Source organism: Microseira wollei NIES-4236, from assembly GCF_020521235.1.
In the GTDB taxonomy this organism is placed as follows: Bacteria; Cyanobacteriota; Cyanobacteriia; order Cyanobacteriales; family Aerosakkonemataceae; genus Microseira; species Microseira wollei.
Genome location: NZ_BLAY01000046.1, coordinates 45,992 through 58,612, shown reverse-complemented (window position 1 = coordinate 58,612; position 12,621 = coordinate 45,992). Strand labels below are relative to the sequence as shown.

Sequence of the window (12,621 nt, the reverse complement as noted above, 5' to 3'; positions counted from 1 at the left end):
GTCCCTCGTTAATTAACTGAACATACCAGCGCTGCTTACCATTGAGTTCTCGAGCCAGTGCGGTCTTGGGGTTCCCCCAAGTGGAGCATCTGGCGTGCCACAGAAGGCGAACGTATTTTACCGGATGGTTTAAGCCATGTTGAATGACAGGGTTTTGAGCATCAATATCAGGGGTAAGGGTTAATTTACCCCAAACTAACTTGTGGTTTTTCCACCTAATTCCTTGCTTGTTGGTTTTGCCTTCTACGCTTCTAAATCTGGAAGGTACTTTATAGCGAACCTTTTTGGCTCGCCCAAACATGACTTTTTCGCTGGCTTTAAAAGCGCGAGTGGCTAAAACTTGTTGGGTATTTGAGTCAAGCAGTTGAGCTATCCATTTTGAGCGATTACTAACGATTGTTGCATATGCCTGCATGTCGTAATCAGAATATCTGTATGCTCTTCTTGCATCGTTGAATTCGTCACTTCTTTTTTTAAGAGTTTCTCTATGTATTTGTTTGGCTTGCTGGAAGGCTTCTGAGTTTCTCACGAGATTCATTCTGGCGATTGCTTCGTTCAGGCAAGCATTGTATAGTTGTCTCGCTGCTTGAAAACGAGATAGTAGTTCTTTATGTTGCTTGCTATCTACAATCAATGGAATTTCTGTGATGAATGATAAAGTCTTGCTTTTAGCCAATTACTATCACCTCTTGTTGCTGTAAGTCAAATTATAATCTACTCCTTTTAACCTGAGTGTTAATATTAATTAAATTCACCTAATATTGACGGCAGATAAATCTGCTCGCATCGCGTTTCCGCCCCGATTTAAAAATGCGGGGCTACCACGCTCCCGGTATTTTTAGGTGTGTTCCAAGATATCTTCATCGATGGTCTTCATCCGTTCGCTGTCGAGTGGGCCAGTATCCTCGCACTCCTGATTGCCCCAGTCATCACCAAACCGAGGATCGTCTTCAGGGTCGAGCGGTATGGGTGTATCTGTTGCGTTACACTCTAGGACTCCACGGGGACCATATTTTTTGTAAAATTCACCCTCGCGTCCGCCGGGATAGTCCACATTGTCCGGCTCTTCTTCTGCATTCAAGTGATAGAGGTTGCCAAAGAACTGATCGAACCCATGTACCGTCGGCAGAAACTTATTGAGATCCCCTAAGTGGTTTTTACCAAACTGCCCCGTCACATAGCCCACAGACTTCAACATTTCTGCTAAAGTCGGGTCATCTTTCTGTAGGCCAAAGGATGCCCCCGGGTAACCGACCTTAAGCAAGCCAGTACGGAGACCACTTTGCCCAGTGATAAAAGCTGCCCGACCTGCGGTACAGCTTTGTTCAGCATAGTAGTCCGTGAACAGCATTCCTTCTTTGGCAATCCGATCGATGTTGGGCGTGTCATAACCCACAATGCCCTTTTCATAGGCACTGACATTTGTCCAACCAATGTCATCTCCCATGATCACCAGGATGTTGGGACGATGAGGATTACTCTGGGCCAAAGCCGCGTCTGTCGGAAGCCAAGGCAGGATTCCTGACAGGACAAGCAATAGGGACATCGCCATAGCGATCCCTATTTTCATAACTCGTCTCATGAAAATAAACTCCTTAAATTTTCACACAGATGCGCAAACTAAGAGCGCCGTGATGTTTTCCTGATGAGATAATTTCATCCGAGGCCAAATTTACCACGATTATGCCAATATTGAGCTAACACAAATTATTTTTAACAAAACTTACAATATTATTTCCAGTTAAGATCTGTTTAATTCCCTTCATATGGTTGACAGCAAAATCAAGGGATGATAATAGAAATTATTTTTTTATGGCTATTTATTCAATCAAGTTGTTAGTTAACTCAAGTAGGGGCGGGTTTTACCTGCCATTCTGTGTCACCACGAGATATTTCGTTAAACCCGCCCTTACTCCGAACCAAGAAATATTTCATTAAAGCGCCCCTACTACCAATTACCAATTACCAATTACCAATTACCAAGAAAACCCAAATGGATATCATCTGTATATCCTTCATCTGTCCAGCATTCAACTGGCTCAGTCAAGTATTGTAAAACTTTACTAACAGGACTTATATCATCTCCGAGGGATCGGCCATAATTGCAATCTTGTAAAATCAATGGTTTCAGGCATTTTTATTAGGGGTGAAAAGCCGGACATGATATTACGCACCCGGGGCCAAAAACCCTCTGCGTCAATCTCGCGAGTCTACACCCACGATTTTTCGGATCGCCGTTGTTTTTTTGCGTAAGTCCTGTCAAAGAAAAATTGGCTTCAGTTGTGGCATTGGGCGAGTTGTACTGGCACAATACCATGACGCAAAGCTAACAGTAATCCCGCCGTTTCCATGTAGCTATTGACAAGATATATCTTTCTGCCCTGAGTCCGATCAATTTGTACAGGACTTACGCAAAAAAACTTTGGTGATAGGAAAAATCGTGGGTTTAGAGTCGCGAGATTGACGCAGTGGGTTTTTGGCCCCGCCTGCGTAAGTCCTGTTGTAGTCTTTCTGGGGTGATATTATACTTCTTGGTATTATCTTTGACTAAGATTACCGGAATACCTTGGTTTCGTTTTTGTTGGGCACATCCGCAGTTTGTTTTAGGGGGTTGCGATCGCTGCCAATTTTTGCTATACTTATCTCATAATGGGAAGATTTCAAAAAATATAAAAAGTAAAAATATTCCATTATGAGAATAGAATCATAATACCACAAAAATAGAACCTCAAATCAACCCTTCCTATTTTTTGAGGAGAAATTAAACAAAAATAGCTAAGTTTTAACGGTTATTTTGGGATAAGCAATCCTCTTGTGATGGAACTGTTGCCAAACTTGGACAAAAATTTCAGCGATCAGGGGCATTTCTTCGCGTCTTAAACCGGAATCGACGAGTTGACGATCGTGCCAACGAGCTTTGAGAATTTTATTCACCATGAGTAAAGCGTCGTCATAAGATGCATCTTTGAGACTGCGCAGCGCCGCCTCGCAAGAATCTGCCAACATGACGATACCAGTTTCGCGGGACTGGGGAATCGGGCCATCGTAGCGGAAATCATTTTCCGGGATGGGTTCGCTGGATTCTTGCTGCGCTTTGTGATGAAAATAGGCAATCAGCATCGTGCCTTGGTGTTCGGGGATAAACGCACAGATTGCCTTGGGGAGTCGGTATTTGCGCGCCATCGCCAATTTTTCGGTGACGTGCTTTTTAATACAGCAGATTGCCAGCGAGTGAGGTATAGGCTTTTGGCACAGCTGTGCGGTGTACCTCATGGGGCTGCAATCCGCTATAATTTCGGCACTCTTCCTTGGATCGTTAATTGCGTCGTGCTTGTTGGGGTGGCGCATTTGATTCTCAATAAATCCTTGGGGGTCGTGCAACTTGCCGATATCGTGATACAAAGTCCCCGTGCGAACCAGTTCGACGTTGCATCCCAAAGCTTTCGCCGCAGCTGCGGCGAGAGTGGCGACAAACAGGGTGTGCTGGAAAGTTCCCGGCGCTGCTTCTGCCAAACGCTTGAGCAAAGGTCGATTTGGGTTAGCCAATTCGGATCAGCGGATCGAGGTTACCAAGTCGAACAGGTGTTCCAAATAAGGCGAAAGACCCAGCGCTACCACACTCCAAGCCAAACCCGTGATATCGTGTCCGGTTGCATCGGTTGCGTTTGGAGAGCTGGGGGAGCAAAGGGGATGGGGGAGCTGGGGGAGAAAAAACGCTTTTTCGCACAATCAACTATACACAACTGATACCTAAGGACATGATATGAGACTGTATAACGCGGCTTTGGGGATGATATCATGTCCGGTTGAACACTTATAATTAGGGCTGACGCTCTGACGGGGCGACGCGGCGACGGTTCGAAGTTTTTATTGCACATTAAGCCGACATGATATGAAAGCATACCAGAACAAACCGGAAGCGCCGCCCAGGGTTAAATTAAGCAGCAGGTAGACTGTGCCTTCAGCTTAGCCGACGGCGACGCCCAAGAGGGCGAGTTTTTCGCGCGATCGCATCCGGTGTTCTCTCGGACATGGGGATGAAGTTTTAAGACTGATTCGATGATGAATTTGGTGTGGCGCCAGACTGATGAAAATCAGGTTGATCGAACAAAGGAATTGTATCCGGTAACTCATCTTCTAGCAGACGCAGACGGGGATACAAGTAGGCAATGAAGGTGACAACAATGCTAAATATACCCATGATGACAAACATCAAACCAATACCCCGACCATGTCCAACACCAATAATTTGTCCAATATTGGCTGCTCCCAAGCCATCAGCAGCCATCAATGGTTCAAAAACTCGGTCGGCTAGTGGTCCGGCGATCAAATAAGAAAGCGGCAGAAAACCCTGAGTAACCGCAATGCGGAATGCAAAGACCTTTCCTTGTACTTCTGGAGCAACTTTCTTTTGGTAAATTACTTGGATTGCACCATTAACGATGGGGAGTATAAAAAATATAAAGAAATCAGAGATAGTAAACAAAATCGGGTGAGGACGCAAGCCAGCTAACAGATAGAATAAACCGAAAAAAAACATCGAGGTAAATATGATATTCATCTGGCGCTGTGGTCCCCCCCATAAGCTCATAATGAAACTGCTGACTAACATTCCAGAGCTAGCAATGGAAGATATTGTACCTAGAGCTTGTGTAGAAGCAAAGGAAAGTACTAGAGGTGTGGTGAGAGCTTCAACACCGCCAATGAGAAAGTTGCTGAGCGCAACAAAAGCCACTAACCCAATCAGTCCAGGGCGCTCGATAAAATAATGCCATCCAAAGGTGACTTCTTGCCAGAATGAAGATAAGAACCCAACTGCTTCTCCTTTAGCTTCTCTGGTCTGAACTTCAGGGAACTTAACCACTAGCAAACAAACCAGAGCAAAGCACAAAGTTGCCAAATCAATCACCACAACTCCCGGAATTTGGACAGTTACCAGCAGTGCAGCTGCCAGTGCAGGTGAGAGGATTTCCGCAATAGCTAACCTAATCTGCGTCATTGAACTGGCACGACCAAGTTGTTCTTTAGGCACTAATAATGTAGTAGCTGAAGAATAGGCGAGCGCCTGAAATGCACTGAAGCTAGAGCTAAGAGCGCTAATTAGGCACAGACTCCAAACTTCTAGGTTGCCATTGATAAATAACCAGGCAATGGTTAAGGTACACAGACCAGCGCAGAAGTCACTAATAATCATAATCCAGCGCCGACTCCAGCGATCGACAAACACTCCAGCAATGGGAGAGATAATAATCGCAGGTAAGGTCGTTGATAGAATCAGGAGAGTGAACTGGGTGGTTGAGTTGGTATGCTGATAAACCCAAATACTGAGAGCAAAACTGGTCATGCGAGAGCCAACCAGAGATAACACTTGACCAATCCAGATCAAGATAAAAACGCTCATGCTTTGAGTTATCTCTCCTTCCTTACTGGAGAAATACTTACTCCACTTAGATAAATACGATCCAAATCCGGGCTGTTCTTTCAACTCTGGTGGTTTGTTTTCTAACATAGCAATAGTAATTTTTGGTTAATTAATCCTCAGATACCCGACTTCTTTAAGAAGTCGGGTATCTAATGTCTCCATCCTCAGAATTTTGTTTGCCACCCCTGCCTACATACACGCTCAAATCCTTATTTTTACGTTGGAGATCAGTGCCCACCCTAGGTTCTTAGAACCTTTTCAAATTCAGAAATCTGGCTGGTTGGATGTTGGACGAGCTTCTCTAGAATTTCCTGATAATAACTAAACAGAAACTCAATGGTTTCATCTGTAAATAAATCTGTGCTGTACAAGACTTTAATTTCAATGGTGGGATTATTTACAGAAGGTGAAGAAATATAAAGCTCTAAAGGAATTTCCTGATCCCATAAACTGCGCTCCCGCTTAATTGTGACAAATTCTACATCTAACATCCAGTCCGGCAAATTTTGTGGAGGTACCATAGTAACGCAAGCCGAGATGTTAAGTGGTTGTTTACTTGTAATAGCATCCATGACTGTTTGACAAGCAATCTCTTTATTGTTAATTGCTTCTGTCAGGGTTTCTTTGACCTGCTCTAAAAGAGAAAGCTTTGTTTGCTCAGATGAGAGATGCGATCGCAAAATGACGTCGTTGATAAAGCAACCGAGCATTTTTTCAGTTTCGACTGAACTACGATTACCAACTGTTGCGATCGCTAAAATATCGTTTTTACCACTGTAATTAAACAAAAGTATCTTCAGAGCAGTCAGAATGATGATAAAGATAGTAACTCTTTGAGAACGGCTGAGGGCTTCGATTGATACCACCAGACTCGCTGGCAGAACCACAGAATAAACAGATGCACTTGTGCTGTTACTCACCTGTGGCTGAGTGTTAGAAACCACATTAGATATTTGTGAGGTATTGGTTAATTTTTCCAGCCAATAAGCAAGTTGCTGTTCTATTACCTTTTCATTAAAGTATTTCCGTTGCCAGAGAGTAAAATCTGCGTACTGAACAGGTAATTCCGGTAAGGGTGAAGGTAAATCATTGACAAAAGCTTCATAGAGTATTCGTAACTCCTCCAACAACAGGTCAAATGACCACCCATCTGTAATGATATGGTGCATATTGATTATCAACCAATGCTCCTGTTGAGCTAATCGCAGCAAGGTTGTCTTGATCAGAGGGACTGAAGCTAGATCGAAATGGTGCTGATATTGCAGCGCAGCAAGTTTTTCGGCTTCAGATATTCGCTCTGTTTGAGGGAAGTTTTGTAAGTCTATAATCTCCAACGGTATAGTTAGGGATGGGGAAATGATTTGTACTGGTTGACCTTCTACCACAGTAAAAGATGTCCGTAATATTTCATGACGGCGAATAATTTCATTGAAGCTAGACTCCAACGCACTTGCAGAGAGAGAACCAGAGAAACGTAAAACAAAAAAGCTGTTGTAGGCGCAACTTTCAGGAGCTAATTGCTGTTCATACCATATATCCTCTTGTGCAAAAGACAGTGGTATATATGTGTCTCGTACTTGAGGAACAAGAGGTGGTAAAGTGTCAAATGTCATACCACTTGTACTCTGCTCCTGTAACTCCAGCTGATGAGCAGTTATTACTTGACTAAGTTCAGCTATAGTAGGTGCTGTAAATAGAGAACGCAGAGGAAGTTCGATCGCAAAACTTTCTCGAATCCGAGAGATGACAGATGTTACCAACAGAGAATGTCCTCCCAATTCAAAGAAGTTATCATAGATGCCTAGCTTCTTTTGATGCAACACTGTACACCAGATTTCAGCTAGTTTTTCTTCTTGCCAAGTACGAGGTGCGACAAAAGCTGCTTCTAGTTGTGAATTTGCGATCTCTGGCTTTGGCAAAACCCGACGATCAACTTTACCATTAGGAGTCAAGGGTAAGGTTTTGAGCATCACAAAAGCAGCTGGAATCATATATTCCGGCAAATGTTCTTTGAGAAACTGACGCAATTCGCTACTCGTAAGCGTCAAAGTTTCATTAACAATATAAGCCGTGAGATACTTATTCCCTGGATTGTCTTCGCGGACAATTACTACTACCTGCTGAACTTGGGGATGTTGACTCAGAAGCGTTTCAATTTCTCCTACTTCAATCCGAAAACCGCGAATTTTAACTTGGTGATCGATGCGTCCCAGAAATTCAATGTTTCCATCGGGTAAAAAGCGTCCCAAATCTCCTGTTTTATAAAGGCGTTCTCCTGGGATAAAGGGATTATGAATAAACTTTTCTGCCGTCAATTGTGGTCGATTGACATACCCCCGTGCTAAACTGGGTCCGGTAATGCAAATTTCGCCAGTAACACCAATGGGGACTCTATTTAAATATGAATCTAGGAGATAAACTTTTCTGTCTCCTATGGGTCTACCGATGGGAATTGACCTAACATTTTCGCCCAGGGTTCGAGGAATGGGATAACAGCAGCTAAATACTGTGCATTCTGAAGGACCGTAACCATTAATAATCTCTGTTGATGGTAAGATATCCAGAGCGCGACGAACATGAGCTAAGGAAATTGCTTCCCCACCAATTAGCAATTGTTTAACACCAGATAATCCTTCTGGATTATAATCAATAATGGTATTAAATAAGGCAGAAGTCAGCCATAAGATACTAACACCATGTTGCTGAATTATCTGGATTAAATCATCAGGTGTGGGGATGGTTCCTGGGTAAAGAACACAGCGACCACCATGAAGAAGTGCTGGCCAAAGTTCTAGGGTTAAAGCATCCCAAGAAATAGATGAATATTGCAGAAGAGTTTGTTTTGAGTCTAGCCGCAGGTAATTGACCCCAAACATAAAACCAATCATACTTCGATGGGGAATTTCTGTTCCCTTTGGTTTTCCTGTGGAGCCAGATGTATATATTATATAGGCTAAATGTTCAGGGCTGACTTCACTACTAGGGTTTTCTTGACTTTCTTGCGAAATAATTTCCCAATCTAAATCAATATCAACCAATTTTGAGGTTAAATGTGCTGGAAATTTATGTTCCCACTGCTGTTGAGTTAAGATTATTGGTGCCTGAACATCCTCCAACATAAAAGCTAGCCGCTCTGGAGGATATATTGGATCTAGTGGTAAATATGCTCCCCCTGCTTTGAGAATTCCTAACAGTCCTACCACCATCTCTAAAGAGCGTTCCATGCAGATACCTACTGGTACATCTGGTTTTACACCCAGTTTTTGTAGGTAATGTGCCAACTGATTAGCACGGCGGTTTAGTTCCGAGTAAGAGAGTTGTTGGTCTTTGTAAATTAGTGCTGTAGCATGGTTTTGTTGTAAAACCTGTGTTTCAAAAATCTTATGGATACACTGGTAGCTTTGCAAAGTTCTCTGCATAATACTTGCCTCTTCTTATTTATACTGCTGCTGTAAAAAAATGAGTTCTGCGAGTGTAAATCTTGCCGTTTTTAAAAGAGTATGTATCGGCAAATAACACATCAAGTTGGCTACCGTCTTTACCAACACCAATAAACCGACCCCAACAAGCAGCGCAATTTTTGTCAGTGGCAATGTTTTCGATATGATGTTTACCTGAAAGGATTATCCTTTCTTGTCGATAAAACACAAGTAATCGTTCTATACCAACGAAAGGCTGATAACCAGGACGTTCATAAACGATGTCAGGGTGAAACATATCCGGTAGTGCTTGCCAATCAGATGAATCTATAACAGCAAATAAATCAGTAATCAGTGTGCTGTAGTTTGGGGTGAGTAATTCGTTAGTGTTAAGCATGGCTCCATTCCTCTATTTGAAGTAGTTCATTGGCAGAAATAAGTTGTAAATTACTTATTTCTTTTTGGGTATTGTTTACGATATCTTCCAGTAATATCTGGAAATTTATCATCATCCGTGCAATAGTTTCAGCATCAAACAAGTTGGCATTATATTCAAATGCCCCCTTGAGTTCTGCATCTATTTCTTGCATCGACAGAGTTAAATCAAAAGTCGCACCTGCTGTCGGTCTATCTAATTCAATCGGCGTTACATTCAAACCTGGCAGTTTTGGTTTTTCCACTGGGGAATTTTGCAATACAAACATCACCTGGAACAGCGGACTATAGCTGAGGTGACGTTGTGGTTGGAGAACTTCAACTAATTGATCGAAAGGTACATCTTGGTGAGCGTAAGCATCAAGCGCAACCCGCCGTACCTGAGTTAGTAGTTCTTTAAATGTGGGGTTGTTCTCTAAGCGGGTGCGTAAAACCAAACTGTTGACAAAAAACCCAATTAATGATTCAAGGGCTGGACGGTTGCGGTTAGTAATGGGAGAGCCAATAATAATATCTTCCTGACCAGTGTAGCGATAAAGCAACGTCACAAAAGCCGCCTGAAGAGTCATAAATAGGGAAGTACCTGACTTCTGACTCAGGGTTTTCAGTTTGTTAGTCAGGTCATCACCCAACTTAAACCTCTGGATACTACCCCGAAATGTTTGGATAGCAGAACGTGGGTGATCGGTTGGTAATTCTATTACAGGTGGAGCATCTGCTAACTGTTGTTTCCAATAGTTTAGCTGGGTATTGATAATATCATTTTGCAGCCATTGACGTTGCCAGTAAGCGTAATCTACATACTGAATCGGCAACTCTGGTAAGGGAGAAGCTGCATATAAACTAGACAATTCTTTGAGGAAAATTCCCACTGACCAAGCATCAGAGATAATATGGTGCATTGTCACCAGCAACACATGGGAATCTGACTCCAGGCGAATGATTTTGACTCTTAATAAAGGTGCTGTTCTTAAATCAAAAGTTTGTGTATATTCGGCGGTAATTAATCTTTGTAATTCAGCCTGTCGCTCAACTTCTGGCAAGTCTTGTAAATCTAACACTGGTAAACTAAATGGTACAGTTTCAGCAATAAATTGCACTGGTTTTCCATCTACCATCCCAAAGGAAGTACGCAGGGTTTCGTGACGTTGAATAATTGACTCTATTGCTTGTTGGAGTGCGGTTAAATTCAGCCGACCAACTAAACGCAATGCTCTGGCAATATTGTATGCAGCATTTGCCCCTTCCATTTGGTCGAGAATCCAAAATCGCTGCTGAATCAAAGATAAAGGTAATTCAACAGAACGATCGATTGACTCTAATATTGGCAAGGTTTGATTTTGCTGGTTTTGATGGGAGGAATTTTCAATCCTTTCGCTTAAACTGGCTACAGTTGGCGATTCAAATAAAACGCTGACCGCTAATTCCACAGCTAAAGCTTCGCGCAATCTAGATATAACTAAACTAGCAAGCAGCGAATGTCCTCCCAATTCTAAAAAGTTGTCATGGATGCCAACTTTTTCTAATCCTAAAACTTCTGCCCAGATGTTAGCGATAAGTTGCTCTTTTGGGTTACGGGGTGCAACAAAGTTACGACTCTCAGTCGATATATTTGGTGCAGGTAAGCTGTTGCGGTCTAATTTACCGTTGGGTAATACTGGCAGTTTTTCCATCAGCACAAAGGCATTAGGAACCATGTAATCTGGTAGTTTATGCTCTAGAAAGCTGCGGATTTCTCCCCAATCCAAGGCTTGATTGTTAGGGACTATATAGGCTACAAGGCGCTGATCTCCGGGGAGATCTTCTCTCAGGGTAACTACACCTTCACGAACAGATGGATGCAGTTTCAATACAGCTTCAATTTCTTCCAGTTCAACGCGCATCCCTCGGATATTTACCTGAAAGTCGATGCGACCAAGAATTTCCAAATTACCATCACTGGAGTAGCGAGCTACATCACCTGTTTTGAAAAGTCTTTGTTGTGGATTAAAAGGATTATCAATAAATTTTTCCGCATTCGCTTCAGTCCGGTTCAGATAACCACGAGCTAAGGTAGAACCTGCAATATGTAATTCACCAGACTCACCAATTTTTACTGGTTCCAGTTGGGAATTGAGTACATAAACCTGCTGAATGTCTTTGAGAGGATTACCAACTGGCACATATCCTTCTTCCAAGTTGCAGTCTTCTGGAATGGGATAAAAACCATTTCCAATGCTTTCTGTTTGACCTAAAATATTAAAAAATAGTGGTGGGGTAGAAAACAGATTGCGTAATTTTTTGATTAATTGATAGGGTAGTAATTCCCCACCAAATACTATTAATCGGAGTTGGGATTCGCTGAGAGCTTTTGTATATTTTTGCTCTAAACTTTCTAAAGCCATCAGTCCATAACGCCACACCGAAGGTACACCATCAGAGATAGTAACCCCCTGGTTTTGGATTAATTCAAATAAACTGAGGGGAGTTCTAGTTTGTTCGCGGGTAGCAATAATACTTGTAGCACCTTGGGATAAAGGTAATAATAATTGTCTGACTGACGCGGTAAACGAAAAAGATGCTGTCTGGAGATAAATATCGTTGCTATTGACTGGGATTATTTTAGCTACAGCCTCAAGATAATTACAAACACTGGCATGAGGCATTTGCACTCCTTTTGGCTTACCAGTAGAGCCAGAAGTATATATTAAGTAAGCAAGATTTTCCGGTTTCACATCACATATTGGATTCTCTTGACTTTGTTGTTCAATTTTCTGCCAATCTGCATCCAAACAAATCACTGAAGCGGTAATAATAGGTAGTATTTCTAGCCATTGGGTTTTAGTTAAAAGCACTTTTAAGTTAGAATCCTCTAACATAAATGCTAGTCGTTCTTGGGGATAAGCAGCGTCTAAAGGAACGTAAGCACCACCCGCTTTCAGGATACCGAGAATTCCTATGACTACTTCAATAGAACGCTCTACACATAGACCTACCAATACCTCTTTCCCTACCCCCATTGCTTGCAAATAATGTGCCAGTTGATTAGCTTTGGCGTTCAATTCTCGGTAGGTGAATCGCTGGTTTTCAAATACTATTGCTGCTGCATCAGGTGTTTTTTCTACCTGCTCTGCAAATACCTGATGAATACACTGCGTTTGAGAATACCAACTTTCTGTTGTTAGATTTAAATATTGACTAAATCCGGTAGTTTGATAGTTGGAATCTAAGGCTGCTTGGCTCATGTTAACTCTTTCTAAAATGATGGCAACAACGATTTACTTTGGCTGTAATCAAGCACTATGAAATTGGTAAACTAGAGATGTTTTCAATTGAATCTCAGAGGTCAAAAAATCAAATTGATTT

Annotated in this window: 4 protein-coding genes and 3 pseudogenes; all 7 read right to left on the bottom strand. The window is 42.3% G+C overall.

Annotation, left to right across the window (positions count from 1 at the left end):
- Positions 1 to 676, bottom strand: a pseudogene (locus MiSe_RS16905) (RNA-guided endonuclease TnpB family protein); the annotation flags it as partial.
- Positions 677 to 850: 174 nt separating this feature from the next.
- Positions 851 to 1,552, bottom strand: a pseudogene (locus tag MiSe_RS16900) (sulfatase-like hydrolase/transferase); the annotation flags it as partial.
- A 1,223-nt stretch (positions 1,553 to 2,775) separates the two neighbouring features.
- A pseudogene (locus MiSe_RS16895) lies at positions 2,776 to 3,639 on the bottom strand (HDIG domain-containing metalloprotein); the annotation flags it as partial.
- 406 nt (positions 3,640 to 4,045) lie between these two features.
- Positions 4,046 to 5,509, bottom strand: a complete 1,464-nt coding sequence (locus tag MiSe_RS16890) for an MFS transporter (protein ID WP_226582265.1) — start codon at positions 5,507 to 5,509, stop codon at positions 4,046 to 4,048.
- A 152-nt stretch (positions 5,510 to 5,661) separates the two neighbouring features.
- Entirely contained in the window at positions 5,662 to 8,841 is a 3,180-nt protein-coding gene (locus MiSe_RS16885) for a non-ribosomal peptide synthetase (RefSeq protein ID WP_226582258.1), read from the bottom strand.
- Positions 8,842 to 8,860: 19 nt separating this feature from the next.
- Positions 8,861 to 9,238, bottom strand: a complete 378-nt coding sequence (locus MiSe_RS16880) for a nuclear transport factor 2 family protein (RefSeq protein WP_226582256.1) — start codon at positions 9,236 to 9,238, stop codon at positions 8,861 to 8,863.
- Positions 9,231 to 12,500 carry a non-ribosomal peptide synthetase gene (locus tag MiSe_RS16875; RefSeq protein WP_226582253.1) on the bottom strand — a complete coding sequence of 1,090 codons (3,270 nt, stop codon included), beginning with the start codon at positions 12,498 to 12,500 and terminating at the stop codon, positions 9,231 to 9,233. The genes MiSe_RS16880 and MiSe_RS16875 overlap by 8 nt, the downstream gene beginning before the upstream one ends.
- Between the last annotated feature and the right edge of the window lie 121 nt (positions 12,501 to 12,621).